The following is a 26,933-nucleotide window of genomic DNA, read 5'->3' on the forward strand; positions in this document are numbered from 1 at the left end:
TTATGCGGCTCCTTTGGGTCGTGAACGCATATATTGAAAGAAGGCACTAAAACCAGGCTTTTGTCCATACATCAAAATACCTATGCGATAGATTCGCGCGGCCCCCCAGGTACAGACGAAAATAGCAACAATCATCACAACGGTGCTAATCGTGATTTCCCACCAGGGGAGCGGTGTCACTCCTTCGCGGGCCAGCATCATCATAGGCGTAAAGAATGGGATGTATGAAACAGGAATGACCCAATCCGCGCTTGGATTTAGTGATGCATAGAAACTGATCAGGTAGCCTGCCATCACCAGAAACGTTAAGGGACCTGTTGAATTCGCTACCTCTTCCTGGCGGCTCACCAGAGCGCCAGCGGCGGCATAAAGTGCAGCATAGAGTAAGAATCCAAGCACAAAGTAGAGCACGAGCAGCCCCAGCATTCCCAGTGACACTGACGTAATGTCCAGATTGAAGCTGCTATTATGACTACCCAGTAAGGCATTTTTGAGCGGATTCTGGGCCAGGACTGCCGCACCTCCAATGAGGGTGACGATACCAAGCTGAGTGATACCAACCAGGCCTACACCGACGATTTTTCCCAGTAGAAGCTGGAATGGCGTGGTGGCATTCACCAGGATTTCCATAATGCGGGAACCCTTTTCCTCCGCCACTCCTGTCGCGATCATCGTACTGTATTGTTGAATAAACATGAGCAGCAGCACAATCGCCAGTAACGCGATGATGGCGGCAGCCGCATTTTCCTCATTGGTACGTCCGCTTTGCTCATTAATTGAACTTTTCGCTGTAAATTGCGGGGGAGTAAGCACCGAACCGGTCTGGGTTTGGGAGAGACCGAGGCCAGCTAGCTTATCCTGTATATTGAGTTGTGTTGTAAGGGCCTGTACTTGAGCTAGATTATTATTTTGTGCCAGTGATTCATTGGTATAGAAGTCAAAGGTGAGATCTTTCGTTGCTGTACGCGCTATCGTCAGTACAATAGCAATTTTTTTATCACGTACCTGTTGCTGGCTGGCTGCACTATCGCCTGCCGTGAGTAGTTTGACCGCGAACGGAGGCGTTTTTCTGTCCGATGTACTGGCAGTTGTGTTATAAGAAGCATTCAAATGAGTATCAACATACTTGAGCAACGCTTGATCATCTAAGTTTGAGATGGTGCCTGCCGTATTGATAATAGCTATCTGGGTTTGTGACCTGGAATTGAGGGCACTGAGTATGGTTGGAAAGGTAGCTCCAATCACGACAATAAGTGTCAAAATCAATGTGATGATCTTAAAACTGCGCTGCTGAACACGTGTGATATATTCGCGTTCGATAATCAATGGCCAGTTACTATATTGTGTGGTTGCTTCCATCGATTCAGTATTTTCACTGTCCGGCATGGTTGGTTCAGCAATTTCTGTAATGTTCGTGGGTGACATATACTCTTTACACTCCTTTAGCCATCTGCACCTGCTAGGTAATGGACGTTTTTTCGCTCACCAACGAGCATATTTCATCCCAGTGGATGAGCGTAGAAGCTGTCTTTTGTATTTGTGTCTGGTCATCTGGATGCCAGGACGTATTAGCTAACAGGGACAGGAGTATCTGGCATGGCAATATCGGAGACCTGTGCTACAAAGATATCATTCAACGAGGGTTCAACCAGTTCAAAACGCGTAACATGTCCTCCCTTGTTGAGCGCCGCCTGGAGAATATCATCTGGATTGACATGTGTTTGTATGCGTAACTCGATATAATCTTGCCGCCGATGCACGTCACTGATACCAGGCATCGCATCCAGCCAATCGGTCTGCGTATCATCCGCAACGGTGAGACGCACCAGTTGCCGTCCACTCTGACGCTTGATATCTTTCACATTGCCCTGGATCACAATCTGACCTTTATTCATGATGACAATGTTCTCACAAAGCTCTTCAACCTGATGCATCTGGTGTGTTGAAAATATAATCGTTTTGTGGCGTCGATGCATCTCGAGAAACGCATCCTTCAGCATCAACATATTGACAGGATCCAGGCCGCTGAATGGTTCGTCCATAATCAGAATATCTGGATTATGCAAAATCGTCGCAATAAATTGAATTTTTTGTTGATTGCCTTTTGATAAGGTGCTAACAACTTTTTTGCGATACGATGTAATCTGGAAGCGTTCCAGCCATTCATCTAACTCGGTCTGGATCTGTTTGCGGGGCAGGCCATACATGCGAGCAAGAAAGAGCAACTGATCTTCCACGGTCATTTTGGGATAGAGTCCACGTTCCTCAGGGAGATAGCCCCAGTAGCGGCGTGGGACGGCCCGGACACTACGACCATTCCAGGTGATCGTACCATTATCTGGACGTGTAATATCCAGAATCATGCGCATCGTCGTTGTTTTGCCGGCACCATTGGGTCCGAGGAAACCAAAGATGCTGCCCTGCTGAACATCCATCGAGAGATTACGTATGATGGGTATGTTGGAGTAAGATTTATTAACATTGCTGACTTTAAGACCCAATGCGACCTCCTCTTTTCTGATATAAATACGGTACTCGACTAAGATGATTGAGGATAGGGGTCAGATCTTGCGCGATATGCTGTAGGAGTGCATCGCGTTGAGTATGTAAGTAGAAATGATCACCCTCAAACATGGTTCGTTTAAATAGCCTGCGCGTCTGTTGTTTCCAGCCCTGCAACTGTTCCTGACTGATATCTGGATCCTGTAAGCCTCCAAAGGCAGATATCGGGCATTGCAGAGGTGGCTCGTCCTGATAGGAATAGGTTTCGCACACACTGAAATCCGCACGTACAATCGGCTCCATGAGGTGCATTAGCTCAGTATTTTCCAGTACCGATGAAGGTGTTCCATTCAGTCTATGTAGCTCTTCTCTAAACTTCAAGCTGGGAAGATCGTGTATGGGGGATCTGGATCAGGAAGTTGGGGGGCTCGATGGGCTGATACAAAGAGATGGAGTGGGAGTTCCGCTTGCTCTCTGCGTAATTGTCGGGTGAGCTCAAAGCTAACCAGTGCACCCATGCTATGTCCGAAAAAGACAAATGGTATATCAAGATACGGGCGAATCGCGCTGGCCAGACTCGTTATCAATGGCGTCATATGTGTGAACAACGGATCCATCAAGCGATTTTCTCGGCCGGGAAGTTGTACTGCACATATCTCTATCTCGGCAGGAAATTTACCCTGCCAGACACGATAGTTTGACGCGGCCCCTCCTGCATAGGAAAAGCAAAATAGCCGTAGCCGGGCCTGGTGGTTGGGTTGAGTCATAATTATCCACGGATTATGTGCTGTAGAGGTCATATCTTTTATCCTCTGGCTTTTTTCATATGCCCTTTTTCGATCGACAGTCACGCTGAAAAGAGCGCGTGCATTATCGTCAGCTCATGCAATCTGTATTTTCCAGCTAGAGCTCAGTCAAAGTTGATGAGAAAGGCAGGGGTGCAGGGGATGCAATCCCCTGACTGGGTTCCAGGGCTGTGCCCTGGTCTTCCCTCCCCTCTCCCGCCCGCTACGCGGGCGAACCTTTCCCATGGAGCCTGACAGAGTACTAGAAAAATACGTCAACTTTTCATAGTGCAAAACGAGCTATCCATACGTTAGTCACATAGCTAAAGTGATAAGAATACAAAAAATAGCTGCGAAATGATGCGAATTCATGTGATCGCTAACCCATCGCTAAAATGAAATATCTATCAGTATGATTGTACTTTGACGAAAACAGATAAAAGTTCTCAATTCTGGGGCGAGGAACCTGATTCAATGAATTTTTGATGAATCATCCTAAATTGCCAGTATAGAGCGTCAATCTTTATAGCAGGTAAATGCGATAATAAAAATGTTCACTTATTGTGAAGGAGGACTTTTATGAAGGGTTCAAGTCTCTGTTTTGCCGAAGAAAATGGCACACGTGTTTTGCTACGAAAAGTATCACGATGTGGCCATATTTGTTATCATGGGCAACTCTATTTTGTTACCAAGGCTCTTGCAGGTCAGCATCTTCAGATTCAGGTCTCTTCTCAACAGCTGGTTGTGAAAGCTGTGATACCTGTATACAAAGCATACGAATTGAGAAAATAATTTTCTGTGATATGTATGCAGAGAATATGCCCTTGTGCATCTGAAGCAAAACGTTGTGCCCAGAGAGATGATCTCATAAGCTTTTTCGGAGGATTTGTATGGCCGTCAAGAGAAACCGTCAACCTGATATGCACCCGTCGTCCTTCTCCTCACGCTTTCACACCGATTCTATGTATTTTCCGCAGGAGACAGTGCAATGGAGTTTTGTACGCTCTCTTCTGCATCTGCTATGGATCGGCCAAAACCTATGTAAGCAACAGGTTGGAGTGGCAGAGTGTTTATGCCGGGAAGTAACAGATATTACGCAGGGAAAAGCTCGGCTTGTCTTGAAGAGTCGAGAGAACACGGAGAACATGCAAAAAATAAATCCTTTTATCGAGCGCTCGCTGATTAGTTTTTCGGTTCAATTTTGTGAGGTGAGCTACGGAACCTTATGTATTGCTCCTGATGATGAACGGTCAACTATTCCTGCCATGCCCTTTGTGGCTGCCCAATTATTAGCACAGGTATGTAGCTGGCTTTTATATACCTTTGAGCAGGCTATATTTTTGCAGGGACAGTGTCAGCGCCTCGATAGTCAGTTATGTGGTTCGCTAACAAAAAGGGAGCGTGAAGTGTTGACACTTATGTGCCTTGGTTATACGCAACACTGTATTGCTGAAAAGCTCAGTATCTCGCCAACCACCGTTGGAAAACATCGCCAGCATATTTACGAGCAGCTCGGCGTTCACTGTGAGCGGGACGCCTTGTTTGCGGCCTATCAGTCTGGCATCTTTTCTATTCTGGATTTCATTGAGACAGAGACGATGTGTCAGAAGTGATGCGCATGCACTACTAAGGCAGGTGTACACGCTCAATTTTTAGGGATGGACTTATTGACATATATTTTGAACGGCCCGATGTTTTCAGCCTCCTCTGTGGATGATACTGAAGACATGCGACATTATTGTTCCATTTCGTTATTCCTGCGCCTTCTCTGATCAGCTCCAGGTAGTCAAAAAGGGATGTATTTTATTGCTGATCAATGGATAGTACAGGTCGTACGCCTGAAAAACATTCTGTAGCAGCAGGCGTACGACTCCTGGCTAATGATCATCTATCTTGCGAGAGTCTGGCAGCATCCTCTAATCCTGAGAGGCGTGAACTTTAGTCACGCTCTTGAGAAGAGCAAAAAAAACGCCCCATCTACTGACAAATGAGGCTATAGAACCGGATAGACTACTAAAAAAAGAGTAGAAAAAATACGTGCTGGTACGTACAAAAAGTTCCTTGTACCAGGGTATAATCTGATTATGCTATGACAAGTGTTATGAAAGCGCTGTATTGCATGTTTTCATAGCGTGAAACGGTTTGACCCGATAACTCACAGTTCATCCAGACGCTGCCAGAGTCCACAAAGATGTCCAGGGAGCCCTTACACCGCAGCAATTCCAAACGTTGATACCCACAAGGTGGACAATGCAACGTTCTCTCGCCGGAGCCTATCTGCAAGTAGCCCAATCCCGCTAGCCCGGACTGATTTAAGGAAGCAAGGAAAGGTGATAAAGATAGATGAAATTGAATATAGATAGTGCAAGTTCCAGTGTTGAATTTGCCATAAAAAATCTGTTTGTCTCGACCGTAAAAGGACATTTCGCGGATGTGAGTGGCCTGCTGGATTTAGATCATGGGCAGCCAGAGAAATCAAGTATACATGCAGAGATTCGCACTGCAAGCGTTGATACCCATGATAAGAAACGCAATGCGCATTTAAGAAACGCAGACTTCTTCGATGTTGATACATATCCCATTGCGGTTTTTGACAGCAAACACATCAAGCAAATCAACGAGCAAGCCTACCAGGTCACTGGGGACTTAACGTTGCATGGAATCACGAAAGAAGTAGCTTTAGATGTAAAAAAATTGTCTGCTCAGAATGGCAACAGTAAACAGACATTTGAAGCCAATACGGTGCTTGATCGCAATGAATTTGGGATCAAGTGGGGTTCGATTATGATCGGACGAGATGCAAACCTCAAAATCATCATCAACGCTATCCCGCAATAAGGGTCTGCCGACGAAACACCTGCAAGTTTTACCTGGATAACCATGGTAAAACTTTATTTCTATTTGCAGAAGAAGGCATTAGAGCACAATAGTACGCATGGTTCTAATTAAAGAGGAATAAGCAATGAGTCTGAAAAATCTGTCATCCGAGCAGAAGCGAGCGATGTTATCCCAACTCTTGAAAAAGAAAGCGAGTGAAAAGAAGAAAACTTTTCCGTTGTCATTCGCCCAGCAGCGGCTCTGGTTTTTAGATCAATTGGAACCTGGCAATGCCTTCTATAATGTTCCGGCAGTCTTGAGCATGGTCGGTTCAGTAGATAGAGAGGCGCTGGAAAAGAGCTTGAACGCCATTGTTGAGCGCCATGAAGTGTTGCGGTCAATTATTACCATGGTGGATGATCAACCGATTCAACGTATTGAAGACAGTGTGCATGTTCCCTTACCGCTGATTGATTTAGGTGACCAGCCTTATGAGCAGCGCAAGGCGGCGGCTATACGTCAGGCACATGAAGAAGTGTTGCGGCCTTTTGATCTCTCCAGTGGACAACTGCTTCGTGCCAAACTCTTAAAACTGCAGGAGCAAGAACATGTGCTCCTGCTCACGATGCATCATATTGTCTCTGATGGCTGGTCAATGGACGTGTTCCTCCGTGAATTGACGGTCCTGTATCAGGCGTTTGTGCAGGGCGAACCATCGCCCTTGCCTGAATTACCTGTTCAGTACGTCGACTTTGCGGTCTGGCAACGTGATGACCAACGCAAGGAAGATCAGAAGAAAGACCTCGACTATTGGCGGCAGCAACTGGCCGACCTTCCGGACCTGGAACTGCCAACGGATCATGTTCGTCCCGCCGTGCAAAGTTATCGTGGAGCAACTCAACGTTTTACTATTTCCAGGGAGATAACAGAGCAGCTTAAAGCATTGAGCCAGCAAGAAGGCGTCTCCATGTTTATGACGCTGCTGACTGTGTTTAACATCCTGCTTTATCGCTATACCGGGCAAAAAGATATTGGTATTGGCTCAGCCATTGCCAATCGTAATCGCAAAGAGCTTGAAGACCTGATTGGTTTTTTTGTGAATACGCTTGTGCTACGAACAAAGCTAGAGGGCGATCCAGCGTTTCGGCAACTGTTGCAAGATGTACGTGAAACGGTTCTGGCCGCCTATGCTCATCCGGATTTACCCTTTGAGAAGCTCGTAGAAGAGATCCAACCGGAGCGCAGCCTGAGCCGCCAACCCCTGTTTCAAGTGATGTTTATTTTTCACAACTTTCCTCCACCGAGCCTCAAACTGCCCGACCTGACCTTAGATCCGATTAATATCGAAACCGGCACAGCCAAATTTGATCTTCAACTCGCCATCATTGATGTCGAAGATGGACTGAGTTGCTGGTTAGAATACAGCACTGACCTTTTTGAGCCCGCTATGATTCAACAGATGCAAGATCATCTGGTGAATCTATTGACTGCGGTCGTGCGTAATCCAGAGCAATCTATCAATCAGTTGCCCCTGCTCTCTCAGACAGAAAGTGAACAACTCGCTCGGGCAACTGCTCTTCCTGTCCAGCCTGCTGACCAACCGGAAGACTTTTTTCAGCAGTTCATCCAACATTGTACTGACCAGCCATCCGCACCTGCGCTTGTCTCATCTGCGGGGCAACTCAGTGCCGAGCAACTTTTGCAGCATACAAATCAGGTCACCCATTACTTGCACGGACAGGGCATCACGGCTGGCATGCCTGTCGCTCTGGCTATGCCACGGTCGATGGACCGGGTGGTGGCTCAGTTAGCGTTGCTACAACTTGGTGCGACATGTCTGGTACTGCCCCCAGATGCGCCAGAGGCATATATCAGCAGACAGTTGGCCGCCGGGAACGCACAGTATATTCTGACCTATCCAGGCGCCAGCACTCATTTTTCCACCGCCGCCATCCCAATGCTGGTGATAGATTTGAGTAACGCACAGATTACCGCCCGGGCTACTACCTCCTGGCAAGAGGAGACTCATCCTGGTGATTGTGTTGCGCTCCTGCCTTCGGCCGGGAGTCTGGTCGCGCTTGAGCGAAGCACCCTCAACCGTCAGGTGCATTGGCTGCAGCAGCAATTCCCACTGACTGCTACCGACACGGTGTTACATACAGCTTTACCAGAAGCCGAGCATGATTTGTGGACCCTCTGCTGGTCATTAGCACATGGTGCGTCGGTCGTCATACCAACCGACGCAGAGTTGCACTCCCCGGAACAACTTCAACAGATACTGCCAGTCCAGCACGTAAGTATTGTTGTGGGCACCCCTACGATTTTAGCGACACTCAGCACCCACTCGCTCTTAGAGCCTCAAGTGGTACGCTTCTTGCTCTCAAGTGGTGGCATTCTCCCACCGCCCGTCATCCAGACCTGCCTGGAGCAGTTTCCGAGCAGACTCTACTCCCTCTATAATCTTCCTGCTACCGGTACCTTTTTCTGTGCCCGCATGGATGCTGCAGGGGGTCCCGAACATATGCAAGGATCCGCAACTCATGCTGCATTATATTTACTGGATGAATATCAACACATGGTACCGGCAGGCGTGTATGCGGACCTCTATGTACAATCCAGTGGGAATGGTCAAGAACACTTACAGCGAACAGGATATCGTGGACGTTACCGCCATCAGTCTGGCTATACCTTGCTGGCACAACCTGAGCGTATCCTTCAGCGAGAAGGTCAGGCGATCGCCTTAGATGAAGTACAAGCGGCTTTGCTTGCTCATCCTGCCATTGACGACGCTATTGTACTGCCTCGTGAGCGCCGTGACCAGCGTTATGAGTTGTGCGCTTATCTTGTGCCCACGGGTCCTTTCATCGAGAAGCGCATTCAAGATGACCTGGCCCAAAGTCTAACCGCCAACATGCTTCCAGATCATTTGATCCCTTTGATGGCATTCCCACTGACAAAAGCTGGCAAGATTGATCACGCACGCTTACTGAACCTGGACTCCACTGATCCTCTTGTTCTGACCGACTGGCAGGAGCGCATCACGGCCTTAGATATCGTTGAACGGGCCGCAATAGTGCCACAGGAATACGCGGAGCCGCTACCAGTCCAGCATCTCTCAGACCTGATTCATGGATGGAAAGCCACGATGCACAATGAGCAATTGCTCTCGTTGGATGTCTCATCTGCGGCTGAAGTAAAGGAAGATGAGGATGAACATGAGGTTATTGCCCAGGCCTGGAGTGATGGCGGTCCACTGATCATATCTGAATTTGCCCCCAAAACGCTCACTGAAGCCCTCTTCCGTACCGCTACCTTTTTCAAGGATAAAGGTATTACATATATTCAGCCTGATGGCTCGATCCTTTTTCAATCCTATGGTGTGCTCTTAGAGGAGGCCAGATGTATCCTGACTGGTCTGCACAAACTTGGCTTCAAACAGGGCGACACCGCAATCCTGCAAAGTGATAATTTGCGCTATCACTTCTCAACCTTCTGGGCCTGTGTGCTGGCTGGTATTACCCCGGTGACAGTGGCGGTTGCCCAGACCTATGCTGAAAAAAATAGTGTCGTCAACAAACTCTATAATATCTGGGAACTGCTCGACCATCCACCAATTATCTCTAACGAACATCTGGTAACTCCACTGAAAGGCTTGAAGCAGTTCTGGCCAATGGAGGGACTAGAGGTGCTTGCCGTTGAGTCCTTACTCAAGAACGAGCCCAGTGATGATATCTATCAATGTCAGCCTGAAGACCGCGTATTCTTTCAATTAACTTCAGGTAGTACCGGTGTCCCCAAGTGTATTCAGGAAACGCATCGTGGTATCATTGCCCATATTCACGGCTCGCAACAATTCAATGCCTATAGTTCAGAAGATATCACTCTGAACTGGTTGCCAATGGATCACGTTGTGCCGATCCTGACCTGTCACCTTAAAGATATCTACCTGGGTATTTCGCAGATCGAAGTAAAGACAGACATCATTCTGATGGATCCCTTACGCTGGCTCGATTTGCTTGAAGAATATAAGGTGACATTGACCTGGGCACCAAACTTTGGCTTTAAACTTGTTAGCGACTGGCTCACCAAAAATGTCCAGGATCGAAGCTGGGATCTTTCTTCACTCCGCTATTGTATGAATGCTGGTGAGCAAGTCACGCTACCAGTTGTCAGCGACTTTTTACGCTTAACAGCCCCTTTTGGTCTGCGTCCTCAGGTGATGCAGCCGTCCTTTGGTATGGCCGAGGCCTGCACCTGTATGACCTATCAAAATGACTTTACAGTGGAGACAGGCACCTATCGCTTTGAAAAGAGCTCACTCTCCAGGCGTTTGAAGTTTGCTCAGCGTGAAGACGCCAGGGCGGTAAACTTTATTGATCTGGGTCCTCCTGTCCCGGGAGTTGAGATTCGTATCACGAACGAACATAACCAGCTGGTACCAGAAGGTGTTATTGGCCGCTTCCAGATCAAAGGAGCCGTTATTACCCCGGGTATTACAAGAATCCTGCCGCTAATGCGGAAGCTTTTGTCGGTGATGGTTGGTTTAATAGTGGCGACCTTGGTTTCATTTTAAACGGACGTTTGACCCTGACCGGACGTGAAAAAGAAGTCATCATCATTAATGGAGCCAACTACTACTGCTATGAGATTGAAGATGTCGTCAATACTATTCCGGGGGTTGAACCAACCTTTGCTGGAGCTAGCTCGATTGAAGACTCAACCACAGGGACTGGCGGGCTCGCCGTCTTCTTTACTCCCATCTCCCAGGATCTGGCAGATATTGTACCGCTACTGAGCACGATCCGGTCTGAGGTTGTCACAAATATTGGTATTAATCCAGCCTATATCATTCCCCTTGCCCGATCCGCCTTTGCCAAGACCACCAGTGGAAAAATCCAGCGTACACAAATGAAGAAATCACTGCTGGCCGGCGAATATGATCATATTTTAAAGCAGCTAGATCTTCACCTCAGGAATCAGAACACACTGCCAGATTGGTTTTTCTACAAGCGCTGGCAGCCGCGTCAGATTGAATATCAGGTGCCTGTCCAGACAGGTGGAACTACCATTATTTTCATGGATACAACTGGATTGGGGGCCCAACTGGCAAACGCTCTGCGGCAGCAGGACCAGGAAGTCGTTTGTGTTGAAGCCGCTACAAGCTATCGCCGTCTGGCTCCTGACCATTACAGCCTTGACGTGCAAACGCGGCAGCACTACCACGACCTCTTTAGCGAGCTCCAGAGCACAGGTAAGGCCGTGAGGTGTATGGTCCACCTCTGGAATTATGGTTTTGTTCCGGATGTGATTGAAAGTAGCGCACAACTGGAGGCCGCGCACCACGCCAGCCTGTATAGCCTGTTGCTCTTGACGCAAGCCTTTACTGAAATTTATGGGAAGCAGCCAGCAGGACTTTCTGTTGTCGCGAGCCAGAGTCAATATGTCCAGGCCGATGATGAACTGGCCTTTATACGCGGGACGGTTGCGGGTTTCCTGAAGACGGTCGCCCAGGAAATGCCGTGGTTGCATTGCCAGCATCTCGATCTACCTGCATTCCAACATGCGCAAAATGTGCGCCATCTCATCCAGGAATTGAGTGTCGCGCAGGGAGATAGTGAAGTCGCGTACCGCGATGGTAGGCGGCTGGTGCCGCGTTTAGCCATGCTGGATTGGGCCCATGAGCCGAACCAGCCATTGCCATTTGTACAGGGTGGGTGTTATATCCTGAGCGGTGGATTGGGTGGCGCTGGCATCGAAATTGCGCGCTATCTGTTACAGAACTATCAGGCGCGTATCCTCCTGCTGGGCCGTTCAGTCCTGCCAGAGAGAAGCCTCTGGACTACTCATATCGCCCTCAATGATGAATATGCACAGCGCCTGAAGGCTCTGCGTATGTTGGAACAACTCGAGGGTGAGATCTCGTATGTGACGCTGGACATTGGACATCAAGCGGACCTTAATGCGGCTGTAGCGCAAGCTGAGCAGCGTTGGCAGCAGGCAGTTGATGGCATTTTCCACCTGGCAGGTGTCTATAAGGAGAATTTGCTTGAAGCGGAGAGTGCTACTACACTGGCTGAGGAAATTCGTGCCAAGGTTTCGGGTGCCTGGAGCCTGCATCGCCTGGTCCTGCAACGCCCACATTGTCTCTTTGTTTCATTCTCCTCGGTGAATGGTTTCTTCGGGGGCGTCAGTGTCGGAGCCTATGCCGCCGCCAATAGTTTCCTGGATAGTTTTGTTCACTATCAACGCAGTCAGGGCGTCAATAGCTATTGTTTTGCCTGGAGCACCTGGGATGAGACTGGTATGAGTGCAGGCTCACAGATCAAAGAACTCTCGCAGGCCCGTGGCTACTATGCCTTGAAACCGCGTCAGGCCCTGGAAGCCCTACAAGTAGGGCTGACCCATACGCAGCCGTACGTTTTGATCGGCCTGGATGCGACCAACCAGAATATTCGGCGCTATAGCCAGCGTGAAGGCACCATCGCTTTACAGCAAGCCAGCGTTTTTGTACAACTGCAAACAGGGCAAAAATTTCAGGAGCAGTTGATCCCGGCGAATTATCACCTCGTACAACTGCAGGAGCTACCGGTCACCCCTGCCGGAGAGATTGATCTGGCGCGCCTGATGCAGATCGATGGAAGCGTGGTTACAGAACGGGTAGCGGCTCGTACTGAAATGGAAGTGCAGCTCACAAAGATCTGGCAAGCGGTCTTAGGTGTGGCTGACATTAGCATTCATGATAATTTCTTTGCGCTCGGTGGTGATTCTATCCTGAGCCTCCAGATTGTCTCACGCGCCAACCAGGCCGGACTCGCTATTACGCCACGCATGCTTTTCCAGTATCAGACCATCGCGCATTTAGCCGCTGCTATGCAGCAATCCGCTCCAGGAACACAGATCAACGCCCAGCAGGAGCCCGTCACTGGTCTGATTCCACTCACACCTATTCAACACTGGTTTTTTGAGCAGCAATTTGCAGAAGCGCAGCACTGGAATCAATCCTTCTTGCTTAAAGCGCAACGTCCTCTTGATCCGGCCTTACTCAAACAGGCGTTGGCCCAGCTTCTCATTCAGCATGATGCACTGCGTATGCGTTTTATGCAAGAAGAAGGTAGCTGGCAGCAGTTCAATCAGGAGCCAGCCGAGCTCTTCCATTTCCGCAGCATTGATCTGGCCCACCTTGACGTAACAGCACAAGCAACTGCCATCGAGCAAGAGGCCGCACAGGAGCAAGCAAGCTTAGATCTGGTGAAAGGACCACTGGTGCGGGCCACCTATTTTGATCCTGGTCAGCAGCAGCCAGCCCGTTTCCTGCTGGTTATCCATCATCTGATCGTGGATGGGCTTTCCTGGCGTATCCTCTTAGAAGACTTACAGACAGTATATGAGCAATTGGAGAAGCAGCAGCCAATCGTGCTGCCTGCGAAAACGACCTCCTTCCAGTACTGGTCACGAGAACTCTACAAATATGCTCAGAGTGACGTATGTCGAGCAGAGCTGTCGTACTGGTTGCAGCAGTTGCACGTGCCACAGGTCGCACTTCCTGTTGATTATCGCTCTGGTGCGAATAATGTTGGTTCCACCAGGACCATTACTCTTTCATTAACTGAAGCCGAGACACGCGCCCTTTTAACTGATGTTCCGGCCATCTATCATACGCAGATGGATGATATCCTGCTTACCGCGCTGGCGCAAGCAATGAGAGAATGGACTGGTGAGAACCATCTGCTCGTAAATCTGGAAGGCCATGGTCGAGAGGATATCATTGATAGTGCTGATATTTCGCGGACCATTGGTTGGTTTACCAGCCTCTACCCAGTGCAACTGGACCTGAAGAATGTATCGCGTCCTGGTCCGATGCTCAAGCAGATCAAAGAGCAGCTCCGCAGTATTCCCCAGCACGGTATTGGTTATGGACTGTTGCGTTACCTGACTGAGGATAGTCAGATCGCCGCACAGCTGCGCCAGCTTCCTCAGCCTGAAGTCAGCTTTAATTATCTTGGTCAGTTTGATCAAGCCTTTTCCCAGACCGCCCTCTTTGGTCCAGCGCCTGAATCAGGTGGTGCCCTGACCAGTCCAGCGGGCCAGCGTCCACATTTGCTGGACATCTTTGGCCTCATCGGTGCCGGTCAGCTGCATATGAGCTGGACCTATAGCCAGCATATTCATCAGGCTTCCACGATCGAGCGTTTCGCCTCTGCCTATATGCAGGCGTTACGGAGCTTGATTGCGCATTGCCAGCAAGCCAGACCTGATAGTTATACCCTCTCTGACTTCCCATTGGCCAGGCTGAGCGAGGAGCAACTTGATAGCTTGACCGAGCGCAACCCAGGCATCGAGTCTCTATATCCGCTCTCACCTTTACAACAAGGTCTCTTGTTCCACACGCTCTATGAATCTCATACTGGCGATTATGTGAACCAGATTTATTGTACGCTTCAAGGCTCTTTCGACAAAACAGCCTTCGTGCAAGCCTGGCAAATTGTCGTCAACCATCATCCGGCATTACGTACAGCATTAATCTGGGAAGACCTGGCCGATGCCCATCAGATTGTCTATCGAAATATCCAGGTTCAGTTCAACGAGTATGATTGGCGTTACCGCTCGGGGAGGAGCAAGAGGAGCAATTTGAACGCCATCTCCATGAAGACAGTATCCAGGGTTTTGATCTGACGCAGGCACCACTGATGCGCTTCTATTTATTCAGATTACAGGATAATGTCTATCGTTTCCTCTGGAGTCATCATCATATTATTCTGGATGGTTGGAGTGTGCCGATCATCTTCCGTGATGTCTTTGCAAGTTATGAGTCACTCTACCATCAGCAACCGGTCCAGATAGTGCCGGCGCGTCCCTATCAAGAATATATCCAGTGGTTGCAGCAGCAGGATCCACACAAGGCAGAAATCTTCTGGCGTCGTACCCTCAATGCATTTACGCAACCAGTTGTACCTGGCCTTGAGCGTCCAGCAGATCCGCAGCCACAACAAGGTGAAGTGGTGCTGCAGCTCTCAGAAGAACTCACACAAGAGCTCCAGCATGTGGCGCGTCAGTTGCAAGTGACCCTGAACACCATTGTGCAAGGCATGTGGGGTGTGCTTTTGAGCCGTTACAGTGGTCAGGATGATATTGTCTTTGGCATCACTGTCGCGGGACGTCCGGCAACCGTACCTGGTATTGAAGCGATTGTGGGCATGTTTATCAATACCATTCCACTGCGTATGCGTTTGCAAAGCGATCTATCGGTCCACAACTGGCTCAAGAGCTTGCAAGATCAGCAGAGCGACCTGTTGCAGTACGAGCATAGCTCGCTGGCACAGATCCAAAACTGGAGCGATATTCCGCGTGGAACAGCACTGTTCAATAGCATCTTTGTCTTTGAAAACTATCCATTTAGTCGTGAGGAACTGGCATCATCGACGGGCCTGAGCGTCAACTCGGTGCGTTCACACGAGCAAACGCACTATCCATTGTCCATCATCGTTATTCCTGAACACGCCCTGACCTTAAAGATCATTTATAACCAGGACACCTATACCCAGGCCCAGATGGAACAGGTGCTTGCTCACATGCAAGTGGCCCTGACCAATGTCATTCATGATCCTGAGCAGCGCCTGGATCAGTTATCGCTCTTAACGACGCATGAGCAGGATCTCATGCAAACCTGGAACGCGACCGAGGTTGCCTATCCAGCACACCTGCCTCTCTATCAGTTCTTTGCAGAGCAGGCGCAGCGAACACCGGACGTGTGTGCGGTGATCTCTGGCAGTGAAGAGATCAGTTATGCGCAACTCGACCAGCGCACGAACGTGCTGGCTGCATATCTCCAGGAGCGCGGTATTGGTCCTGATGTGCTGGTTGGTCTCTGTATGGAGCGTTCGCTAGAGATGATCATTGCCATTCTGGGCATCCTTAAAGCCGGCGGAGCCTATGTGCCACTGGATCCGGATTATCCACAAGAGCGCCTGACCTTTATCCTGCGAGATGCGCAGGTGGCATTACTACTGACACAAGAAAGCTGTCAGCAGCCATTTGTGGAGAGTGGCGTTGAGATCCTGTGCCTGGATACCGTCTGGCCGACATTGACACAGCAGCGTGTGCTGCGTGAGGTTACGCTTCATGAGGATAATCTGGCCTATGTGATCTACACGTCGGGTTCAACTGGCCGACCCAAAGGTGTTTGTATCACACATCGTAGCGCCGCCGCCTTTGTGCAGTGGGCCCGACAACGTTTCACACCTGAACAGTTAGCAGGCGTTCTGGCATCAACCTCTATCTGTTTTGACCTCTCGATTTTTGAAATTTTTGTACCCTTGAGTTGTGGTGGATCCGTGATTCTGGCGCAAAACGCCCTGCATCTGCCAGAACTGCCCGCCGCCCATCACGTTACGTTAATCAACACCGTTCCCTCTGCCATTGCTGCCCTCTACCGTTCAGATGGTATTCCAGCCTCTGTCAGGTGTATTAACCTGGCTGGCGAACCACTGCAACATAGTCTGGTGCAGCAGCTTTATACGCTGGAGCACATCGAGCAGATTTATAACCTCTATGGTCCAACCGAAGACACCACCTATTCAACCTGGGCATTGATTGAGAGAGGGCAGACCGGGGCGGTGCCCATTGGTCGTCCGATCGCGAATACACAGGCCTATCTGCTTGATCAGCATCTGCGTCCGGTACCGTTAGGCGTTCCTGGTGAGCTCTATCTGGGTGGGGCAGGACTGGCCCAGGGCTATTTCCAACGTCCCGATCTCACTGCTGAACGTTTCATGCCGAATCCGTTTGGCGCCGCTGGCACGCATCTCTACCGTACCGGTGACCTGGCGCGCTATACCGAGGCTGGAATGATCGAGTACCTGGGACGTATTGACCAGCAGATCAAGTTGCGTGGTTTCCGGATTGAGTTAGGTGAAATCGAGCATGTATTGATGCAGCATAGTGCGGTCCAGGAGGCTGTGGTGATCATGCACCAGAGCGCATCTGAGACACAGCAACTGGTTGCGTATGTTGTGCTCGCGGAAAAGCTCTCTCCTGACGAACTGCGGGAACATGTCCAGCAACGCGTGCCCGAATATATGGTACCAACCTTGCTGATCTTCCTGGATGCCCTACCACTCACACCAAACGGGAAGCTTGATCGTCAGGCTTTACACGTACCTGAGCACCATCGGGATGGCCGCCTTATTGCGGCCGAGCCCGTATCGCCAATGGAAAAGCGCCTGTTGGAAATATGGCAGCGGGTATTAGGTGAGCAGGATATACGGCTCCATGATAACTTCTTTGCGCTGGGTGGAGACTCCATCGTAAGTATTCACATTGTTACGCAAGCGAAACGCGTTGGCATACAGTTTACACCAAAGCAACTCTTTAGTTTCCCAACTATAGCAGAGCTGGCAAAAGTGATCGTCGAGCAAAACCTGAGTACGGTGATTGAGACTGAGCAAGGCCTGGTTTCTGGTCCAGTTGCCTTAACGCCAATTCAGCACTGGTTCTTCGATCTGCAGTTGCAGCAGCAGCAACACTGGAATCAAGCTATTCTGCTGACCGTTCAGCAGCCACTGGACACACTCCTCTTGAAACAGGCAGTGTCATCCTTGCTTAAGCAGCATGATGTTTTACGTATGACCTTTCAGCAGACCGAGCATGGTTGGTTGCAAACCAGTTCAGACACTGTATCAACGGCAGTTTTTACCGTCGTAGATTATTCCAGGATGGATAAAGGGGAGCAGCAAGCCAGACTTGACGCCATCATTGGGGAAGTACAAAGCGGCCTGGATCTATTGACTGGCCCGCTTCTACGCATTGTCTATATCGATTCAGGCGCAGAGCAGACAGCCCGTCTACTCCTGGTGGCACACCATCTGGTCGTAGACGCATTCTCATGGAGTATTTTGCTGGAAGATCTTCAGCAAGCCTATCAACAACTTGCTGCCGGTCAGACGGTCGCGTTATCCAGCAAAACAACCTCCTTCCAATCCTGGGCAGCCAGACTGGGGGCTTATAGTCAGAGCGAACAGGTACGACAAGAGCTATCCTACTGGTTAGAGATGCTGGCCTCTCATGATGCGCTTTCAACGCAGGATACATTACCGACAGATCTTGTGGCTGGTCCAGATAGTGTTGAGTATGCCAGAACAGTGACCATTGTACTGAGTGCGGAAGAGACACAGGCGCTCTTATCTGCGGTTCCCTCTGCATACCATACCCACATTGATGATGTCTTACTCACAGCACTCGCACAGGCGTTGACGGATTGGACAGGAGCATCATCTATCCTGATTAACCGCGAAGGTCATGGTCGGGAAGAACTCTTTGCTGACGTTGATCTCTCACGGACCGTGGGCTGGTTTACCAGCTTGATGCCAGTGCGTTTGCAGATACCTGAAACCGGCGATGTGATCGCGATCCTCAAAGCTGTGAAAGAACAACTACACCAGATGCCGCAGCACGGCATTGGCTACGGGCTGTTACGCTATCTATGCCAGGATTCAAGTGTGCGTGAGCGGTTACAAGCATTACCCGTTCCAGAAATGGTCTTTAACTACCTTGGTCAACTGGACCAGACCCTGCCTGGCGGCTCATTGTTTGCTCCGGCACCAGAAACACCAGGCTCCATGCTGAGTCCACAGGGACAGCGCCCACATCTGTTAGAGCTCAATAGCTATATTGCCGACAAGCGCCTGCACATGAGCTGGACCTATAGCCAGAAGCGCCACTTTGAAAGCACTATTGAGGCCCTGGGGACGGCCATGCTCCAGGCATTACAGAGCATTATTCAGCATTGTCAATTGCCGGATTCAGGTGGCTATACGCCCTCCGATTTTGCGCTGGTGCATATTACGCAGGAGCAGATTGATACCCAGTTGAGCCAGTATGGTGAGATCGATGCCGCTTATCCACTCTCACCATTACAGCAAGGTATGCTTTTCCACACCATGTTTGCCCCTGAAGATGGCAATTATGTCACGCAGATTGGCTCGACATTACAGGGAGCGCTGAACATCGAGGCATTTATCCAGGCCTGGCAACAGGTATTCCAGCGGCATCCAGTTTTGCGTACCGCCTTTATCTGGTTTGGACTCGACGATCCGATACAAATTGTGCAAGCGCATGTTCAGGTTCCATGTGTGCAGCTCGATTGGAGTGATCTCTCTGAATATGAGCAGCAAGAGCGCCTGACGAGCCAGCTCGAAGAAGATCGCTTACAGAACTTTGACCTTACCCGGGCACCATTGATGCGTTTATACCTGGTCAAGCTCAGTGAGGACCGTTACCAGTTTTTATGGAGCCATCATCATCTGCTGCTGGACGGCTGGAGTATCCCTATCGTCTTGAAAGATGTTTTCATGACCTATGAGGCGCTGTGTCAGGGACAGACATTGAAAGCAGCGCAACCGGTTCAGTCCTATCAACAGTATATTCGCTGGCTACAGACGCAAAAACTGGCAAGCGCTGAAAATTTCTGGCGGCAAGCATTGCAGGGTATTTATGAGCCAACACCATTGCAGATTGGTGGACCCGTCAGCAAGAGTAGCGGCAGCAGTCATCGCTATGCGGAACACGAGCTGCAATTTTCGCGTGACCTGACACACAATATGCAAAGCCTGGTTCGTCAGGAGCGTATCACCTTGAATACCCTCCTGCAGGGCGTCTGGGCATTGGCGTTGAGTCGTTATAGCGGGCAGGACGCGATTATCTTTGGCAACGTTGTTTCTGGCCGCGCAGCCGATGTCAAAGATATCGAAGAGATGGTCGGACTCTTCATCAACACCCTTCCGGTACCGGTACGACTGAAGCCCGCACAAGATATCCGTTCCTGGTTGCTGGCTTTACAGCAGCAGCAAACTGAGATGCGGCAGTATGAATATAGTCCACTGGCACACGTTCAGAACTGGAGTGAATTTTCGAACTCGACCCCCATGTTTGAGAGCTTATTCGCCTTTGAGAACTATCCGTTGAGCGATGCTGCACGTGAGACCGAAGCCAGCCTTGCGGTGCGGGATGTGTATTCAGTTGAACAAACAAACTATCCATTAAATATTGTTGTACTGCCCGGTGAGCAGTTGACGCTTAAAGTGATCTACGAACAGAATCGCTTTGAGGCGGCAGCGATCACCCGACTACTGGCACATTTGGAACTGTTATGTGCGGGAATCGTTGCTGATCCGACCCAAAAGATTGCCAGTGTCTCTATGCTCACCAGTGAGGAACAACAGCTCATCCTCAATGAATGGACGGACACGAAGCGTCCTTACGCGGTTCATACATGTGTGTATCAGTTGTTTGAAGAGCAAGCACATAATCACGGCAGGTCCCTGGCACTTGCCACGAATACGCAAGAAATCAGTTATGCGGAACTCAATCAGCGCACAAATCAGCTGGCGCATTATCTGGTTGCCGCAGGTGTAGGACCGGATAGCCTGGTTGGCATCTGTATGGAACGCTCTATCGAGATGATTATTGCGATGGTAGCTGTGCATAAAGCCGGCGGTGCCTATGTGCCGCTGGACCCTGCCTATCCGACTGAACGTCTGGCCTATATGCTTGAAGATTCACAGGTGGAGATCTTGCTGACCCAGCAGCAATTTGCGAGCATCCTGCCGGAATGCCAGATACCGTATCTTTTCCTCAATCGTGAGTGGGAGCGCCTGGCCGCCTATCCAACCGAGAATCTTGACCGCGAGCTTGATAGTCAGAATCTGGCATATATGATCTATACCTCCGGGTCAACCGGATTGCCCAAAGGGGTCCAGATTACGCATGCTGGATTACTCAATCTTGTTTTCTGGCACGTGCAGACCTATGCGCTGTCCGCGCAAGATCGCGCAACCCAACTGGCTGGCGTGGCCTTTGATGCCAGTGTCTGGGAAATCTGGCCCTATCTCGCGGCAGGAGCAAGCCTGCATATACCGGATGAGAAGACGCGTCTCTCACCGCAGGAGTTGCGTGATTGGATGTTGAAAAAGGCCATCACCATCAGTTTCTTACCGACCCCGCTGGCCGAACGCATCCTGACGCTTCCGTGGCCCCAGGAATGTGCGTTACGAGCCATGTTGACAGGTGGCGATAAACTGCATAGCGCGCCTGAAGCCGCTTTGCCATTCCGCCTGATCAATCATTATGGTCCGACAGAATCGACCGTGGTAGCGACTGCCGGTGACGTAGGAACTGGTTTCATTGAGCGAGCGCCAGCAATTGGTAAGGCGATCAGTAACACCCGGATATATATCTTAAACAGTCATTTACAGCCCGTTCCACTTGGAACTCCTGGGGAGCTCTACATCGGTGGAGTAAGCCTGGCTCGTGGCTACTGGCAGCAGCCAGACCTGACGGCCGAGCGCTTCATTGCCGATCCATTTAGTCAGGAGGAAGGTGCACGGCTCTACCGCACTGGTGACCTGGTCAATTATCTTCCCAATGGCTCGATTGACTTTTTGAGTCGTCTGGATGATCAGGTAAAGGTACTGGGATATCGGATCGAGCTGGGCGAGATCGAAAGTGTCTTGAGCCTGCATGCCACGATCCATGAATGTGTCGTCATCGCTCATGAGGAAGCCGGTGTGAAGTATCTGGTTGCCTATGTGGTCGCCGCGCCGCAGCAACAACTGATCATTGAGAATCTGCGTCATTATCTTGAAGCACGTTTGCTGAATTATATGGTTCCGTCTACCTTTATTGAGTTAGAAGCGTTGCCATTGACGGCAAATGGCAAAGTTGATCGTCGAGCGCTCCAGGCTTTGGCGTCCACGGCTGAGCAGAAAGAGCGTACACTGGTCAAACCGCGTACAGATGTAGAGGCGAAACTGGCAGCGTTATGGCAACAAGTTCTCGGTGTAGAAGTGCCCGGTATTCACGATAACTTCTTTGCACTCGGTGGAGATTCGATTGTCAGCATTCAGATTGTGGCCCGTGCCAGCCAGATTGGCCTGCAGATTACGCCGAAGATGCTCTTCCAGCATCCAACCATTGCTGAATTAGCCATGGTCGTGATAAGCACAACCCATGAAACCATCATTGAAGCTGACCAGGGTATTGTGACGGGCGAGGTGCCATTGACGCCGATTCAACACTGGTTCTTTGAGCAACAGCAGCCTGAGTCCTGGCACTGGAATCAGGCATTGCTATTAGAAGTCTCTCCGGACACGGATACGCAGTTGCTGAAAGAGGTTGCCGCGTGTATCTTGCAGCAACATGATGCTCTGCGTTTACGCTATGCACAGACTGAGCATGGGTGGCAACAATACCTGGCGCCGGACGACGCACCTGTCCCATTTTTTGTCGTTGATCTTTCAACCAGCGCAACCGAAGAACAGCCAGCCGCCATTGAACGCGTCGCGAATGAAGTCCAGGCCAGCCTGGATTTGCAGCGCGGACCAATCGTGCGTTTTGTCTATCTTGATCTTGGTACCAACGTACCTGCTCGCCTGCTTATTGTCGTACACCATCTCGCCATTGATGGCGTCTCCTGGCGTATTCTCTTAGAAGATGTGCGCAACATCTATGATCGGTTGAGCAAGCGGTTAGCGGTACAGTTGCCCGAGAAGACAACTTCAGTACAGCAGTGGGCCCAGAAACTGGTCACCTACGCGCAAAGTGCAGCGTTACGCGCCGAACTGGCCTACTGGACGAAACTGGAGCATCTCTCTAATAGCGCGCTCCCGGTTGATTATGAGCGCACAGAGAATAGCGTGGCTTCCGCCCGGCATGTGGAAGTGGCCCTGTCTGTCGACGAAACACGTGCTCTGTTACATGAGGTGCCGCAATCCTATCGCACACACATAAATGATGTCCTGCTCACTGCTCTTGCTCAGACGATTTCCGGCTGGACACAACAAAGCACGCTGCTGTTGGATCTGGAAGGTCATGGCCGTGAAGAGATTGTCGAGCATACCGATCTTTCAAGGACCATTGGTTGGTTTACCAGCATGTATCCCGTACAACTTGAACTTACAGCCAATGAGCAACCCGGTGCGGCAGTGAAACATATTAAAGAGCAATTGCGCGGCATTCCTCACAATGGTATTGGTTATGGGCTCCTGCGGTACCTGTGCGCGGATGAAGAAGTGCGCGTGCGCATGCGCCATGTGCCTGAAGCTGATCTTAGCTTTAACTACCTTGGTCAGTTTGATCAATCGCGTGCGAGCGAGACACACTTTGCGCTTGCGCATGAAGCCAGTGGGCAGCCACTGAGTCCTGCCGGCAAGCGTCAGCATTTGATTGATATTGTTAGTAGTATTCGCGGTGGGCAGTTACAAATCGACTGGTCCTATAGCATGAACATTCATGCCGAAGAGACAATCAGGCAACTGGCGCAGAACTATGTACAGGCACTCAGAGACTTGATCGCCCATTGTCAGTTACCGGAGGTGGGTGGCTATACATCATCTGACTTCCCATTGACGAAGCTAACCCAGGAACAGATTGATACGTTGCTGGGGACAGATCGCCAGGTTGAGGCCGTCTATCCATTATCCCCCTTACAGCAAGGTCTGCTCTTCCACACTCTCTATGTTCCCGATGGTGGCGACTATGTTGTGCAGGCTCGCTATACCTTCAAAGGTACGATCCAGGTCAAGAACTTTATGCGTGCCTGGCAACAAGCCATCCAGCATCACCCGGTCCTACGCACTCATTTTCTGTGGGAAGGGCTCGACCAGCCTTTACAGGTCGTGCGTCAGCATGCGGAGATGCCACTGCTACAACACGATTGGCGTCACCTCTCAACTGAGCAGCGGCAAAAGAAGCTGAGCGAATACATGCAAGCGGACCGTCGCCAGGGCTTTGACCTGAGCAGGAGTCCTTTGATGCGTGTGGCACTCCTGCAAACGCACAACGACCAATACGAATGTATCTGGTCACATCACCACCTGTTACTGGATGGCTGGAGTTTGCCATTAGTTCTCAAAGATGTCTTTGATAGTTATGAAGCATTCCAGCAAGGCAGAGAGATCCAGTTACAGCGGTCACGTGCATACCAGGATTATATTGCCTGGGTGAGTGCGCAACCACTACAGCAGGCAGAAAGCTTCTGGAAGCACCTTCTGGCTGACTTTATTGAACCCACACACTTGAGCTTTTCGCACCGTGTAAGCCCGACAAATGAAGAAAAGAACGCCAGCTATGCTGTGCAGACATTGGAACTCTCAACGGATGTCACGCAGGCGTTACAACGGTTGGTACGCGAGCAAGGTCTGACGCTGAACACCCTGGTCCAGGGAGCCTGGGTCATGCTCCTGAGCCATTTCAGCGGTCAGCAAGATGTGGTCTTTGGCTCGGTTGTCTCGGGTCGCCCATCCGAGATAGCCTCGGTAGAATCCATGGTTGGCCTCTTCATTAATACTCTTCCTGTACGTGTACGAATCAGGCCAGAGCAAACATTGCTGAACTGGCTGCAAGCCATCCAGGCGCAAGTAACGGAGATGCGCCAATATGAATATACGCCACTTGTGCATATCCAGGGATGGAGTGAGATCGAGCGGGGCATGAACCTTTTTGAGAGTCTCTTCATTTTTGAGAACTATCCCTTGGAAACCAGTGAGCAGCAACAGAGTACCGATTTGCAGATACTTGATGTCCAGGCATACGAGCAGACGAATTATCCTTTAACCGTCTTTGTCTTACCAGGTGAAAGCCTCAAATTCAAGCTTGTGTTTGAGCAGCAGCAATTTGCAGTAGAGCAGGTACAGCATCTACTCCAGCATCTGCAGCAGGTGTTGGAACAGATGCTGGCCAGACCTGACCAACACCTGGGCCAGCTACCTCTGCTGTCAGCGTCCGAGCAGCAACACATTGTGCGGGAATGGAACACCACCCGGGCTCCATATGCAGTGTCATGTATTCATCAGCTGATTGAGGCACAAGTTGAGCGTACACCGACTGCACAAGCCATCCTTTTTGAGGAGCAGGCATTAACCTATCGAGAGTTGAATGAGCGTGCCAACCAGTTTGCGCATCATCTTCAGTCACTTGGTGTGGGACCTGACATACGTGTGGGCCTGTATCTGGAACGCTCACTGGAGATGATGGTTGCAGTCCTTGGTGTGTTGAAGGTTGGCGGGGCCTATGTGCCGCTAGACCTGGCCTATCCTCAAGAGCGTATTGCCTACATGATGGTGGATAGTGGCATGAAAGTAATCGTCACGCAAGAGCATTTGCGTACAGTGTTGCCGACATCCACGATCCACATGTGTTGTCTTGATACTGAATGGGAGACCATCGCACAGAACCCTGTCACTTTGATAGACACGGTGCTGGATCCGCAGAATGCAGCCTATGCCATTTATACCTCTGGTTCAACGGGTCAACCAAAGGGTGTGCTGGTCCCTCATCAGACGGTTGCCAACTTTGCCGCAGCCATGCTTCAGCAACCTGGTATAAGCGACCAGGATGTTTGTCTGGCGATGACGACCTTATCCTTTGACATCTCTGTACTAGAGTTGCTCGTGCCGCTGATGGTAGGCGCAAAAGTTATTGTGACTGCTCAGGGGGCGGCCGTGGATGGTGACTATATCGCTGAAATCCTTGAGACTGCGCATGTCACGCTGATGCAAGCGACGCCAGCTACCTGGCGTGTCTTGCAGAATAGCAACTGGACAGGCAAAAAGGATGTGAAACTCCTCAGCGGTGGTGAAGGCTTACCACAAGACCTGGCCAATTTCTTATTGGAGCGTAGTGCGGAGCTATGGAACATGTATGGTCCAACCGAGACCACTATCTGGTCCAGTATCTGCAAGGTAGAGAAGGCAGCCAACAATGCACTTGTGTCGATTGGACGCCCGATTAGTAATACACAGCTCTATGTGCTGGATAGTGCCCTTCGGCCTGTGCCGATTGGCGTTGCCGGTGAATTGTATATTGCCGGTGATGGTGTTGTTGATGGTTACATTGATCGTCCTGAACTAACGGCTGAACGCTTTATCGCCAATCCCTTTGGCGAGCAGGGCACACGTATGTATCGTACTGGTGATGTGGCCAGCTATCAGCCGAATGGCTCGCTGCTCTTTCTGGGTCGTAGCGATTATCAGGTGAAAGTGCGTGGCCGACGTATTGAACTGGGTGAGATTGAGAGCGCCCTGAAGCGCTATCCAATGATACGCGAGAGTGTCGTCATTGTGCGCGAGGATCTACCCGGGAACCAGCGACTCGTGGCCTATATCGTGTGTGATGGTGCTCACCCAACCCTGGATGCGTTACGTCAGCACCTGGTCAGCTCGCTACCCGAGTATATGCTTCCGGCTAGCTTTATGTTTATGGATGCCCTGCCCCTGACTGCCAATGGAAAATTAAATCGTCGTGCCTTGCCTATTCCTGATGTCAGTCGCCCTGAGTTAGGTGAAGCCTTTGTCGCTCCTCGTAATGCATTGGAGAAAGTTTTGGTTCAGCAGTGGAGCGAGATCCTGCAAGTTGAGCATATCGGCATCCATGACAACTTCTTTGCCCTGGGTGGTCACTCATTGCTGGCAACCCAGTTAACCTCACGGCTCTCAAAAATATTCCAGATGAAACTGCCCCTGCGCAGTATCTTTGAAGCCGCCACGATTGCTGAGATGGCAACGGTGCTTGTTAAACACGAGAAAGTACCGGGTCAGGTCATGCGCGTGGCTGAATTCCGCCAGAAGATTGCGAGTATGTCACCTGAAGAAGTGCGAGCCGCTTTGCAATCTCAAGGCCGGAAAAGAAAATAATATTGGCGCCTTGCTACTGAAAAAACAGTAGATATTCTGCCCGGAAATACTATCTGCTTTCATTGTACCTGTTAGCTAACTGAGTTATATTCATCAGAGCAATAGAGTATGAGCGCTACGGCAAGATAGCATCCGGGTAGCTATT

General features: G+C 50.2%; 8 protein-coding genes and 1 pseudogene. 5 read left to right on the forward strand and 4 right to left on the reverse strand.

The window, feature by feature from the left end; translation table 11 throughout:
- The 4 genes from KDW_RS21140 to KDW_RS35170 form a co-directional block, all read right to left on the reverse strand.
- Positions 1-1,425, reverse strand: coding sequence for an ABC transporter permease (locus KDW_RS21140; protein ID WP_151757936.1), 1,425 nt, complete (start codon positions 1,423-1,425; stop codon positions 1-3).
- Between the two features lie 143 nt (positions 1,426-1,568).
- The gene (locus KDW_RS21145; protein ID WP_151757937.1) at positions 1,569-2,501 is read right to left on the reverse strand and encodes an ABC transporter ATP-binding protein; all 933 of its coding nucleotides are present in this window, start codon (positions 2,499-2,501) and stop codon (positions 1,569-1,571) included.
- On the reverse strand, positions 2,491-2,883 hold the full coding sequence (locus KDW_RS35165) for a thioesterase II family protein (protein ID WP_269822495.1): 393 nt from the start codon (positions 2,881-2,883) through the stop codon (positions 2,491-2,493). Before KDW_RS35165 ends, KDW_RS21145 begins: the two co-directional genes overlap by 11 nt.
- Positions 2,880-3,302 carry a thioesterase II family protein gene (locus KDW_RS35170; protein ID WP_269822496.1) on the reverse strand — a complete coding sequence of 141 codons (423 nt, stop codon included), beginning with the start codon at positions 3,300-3,302 and terminating at the stop codon, positions 2,880-2,882. The genes KDW_RS35165 and KDW_RS35170 overlap by 4 nt, the downstream gene beginning before the upstream one ends.
- 1,130 nt (positions 3,303-4,432) lie before the next feature.
- On the opposite strand from KDW_RS35170, the gene KDW_RS31915 reads away from it, so the two are divergent.
- The 5 genes and pseudogenes from KDW_RS31915 (at position 4,433) to KDW_RS21175 (ending at position 26,788) form a co-directional block, all read left to right on the forward strand.
- A complete protein-coding gene (locus KDW_RS31915; RefSeq protein ID WP_162005467.1) occupies positions 4,433-4,900 on the forward strand; it encodes a response regulator transcription factor in 468 nt (155 codons plus the stop codon).
- A gap of 730 nt (positions 4,901-5,630) precedes the next feature.
- Complete coding sequence (locus KDW_RS21160; protein ID WP_151757939.1) at positions 5,631-6,125, forward strand: YceI family protein; 495 nt, start codon at positions 5,631-5,633, stop codon at positions 6,123-6,125.
- 124 nt (positions 6,126-6,249) lie between these two features.
- Positions 6,250-10,677, forward strand: a complete 4,428-nt coding sequence (locus tag KDW_RS21165) for a condensation domain-containing protein (RefSeq protein ID WP_151757940.1) — start codon at positions 6,250-6,252, stop codon at positions 10,675-10,677.
- A gap of 335 nt (positions 10,678-11,012) precedes the next feature.
- Positions 11,013-15,700, forward strand: a pseudogene (locus KDW_RS21170) (SDR family NAD(P)-dependent oxidoreductase); the annotation flags it as partial.
- A 60-nt stretch (positions 15,701-15,760) separates the two neighbouring features.
- Positions 15,761-26,788 carry a non-ribosomal peptide synthetase gene (locus KDW_RS21175; protein ID WP_371876265.1) on the forward strand — a complete coding sequence of 3,676 codons (11,028 nt, stop codon included), beginning with the start codon at positions 15,761-15,763 and terminating at the stop codon, positions 26,786-26,788.
- Positions 26,789-26,933 lie beyond the last annotated feature (145 nt).

The sequence above is a fragment of the Dictyobacter vulcani genome, from assembly GCF_008974265.1.
In the GTDB taxonomy this organism is placed as follows: domain Bacteria; phylum Chloroflexota; class Ktedonobacteria; order Ktedonobacterales; family Ktedonobacteraceae; genus Dictyobacter; species Dictyobacter vulcani.

What these genes read in the sequence shown, in the direction of transcription:
- KDW_RS21140 (WP_151757936.1), bottom strand. Translation starts at nt 1,425, where the DNA reads ATGTCACCCACGAACATTACAGAAATTGCTGAACCAACCATGCCGGAC.
- KDW_RS35170 (WP_269822496.1), bottom strand. Translation starts at nt 3,302, where the DNA reads ATGACCTCTACAGCACATAATCCGTGGATAATTATGACTCAACCCAAC.
- KDW_RS31915 (WP_162005467.1), top strand. Translation starts at nt 4,433, where the DNA reads ATGCAAAAAATAAATCCTTTTATCGAGCGCTCGCTGATTAGTTTTTCG.
- KDW_RS21160 (WP_151757939.1), top strand. Translation starts at nt 5,631, where the DNA reads ATGAAATTGAATATAGATAGTGCAAGTTCCAGTGTTGAATTTGCCATA.
- KDW_RS21165 (WP_151757940.1), top strand. Translation starts at nt 6,250, where the DNA reads ATGAGTCTGAAAAATCTGTCATCCGAGCAGAAGCGAGCGATGTTATCC.
- KDW_RS21175 (WP_371876265.1), top strand. Translation starts at nt 15,761, where the DNA reads ATGCAAACCTGGAACGCGACCGAGGTTGCCTATCCAGCACACCTGCCT.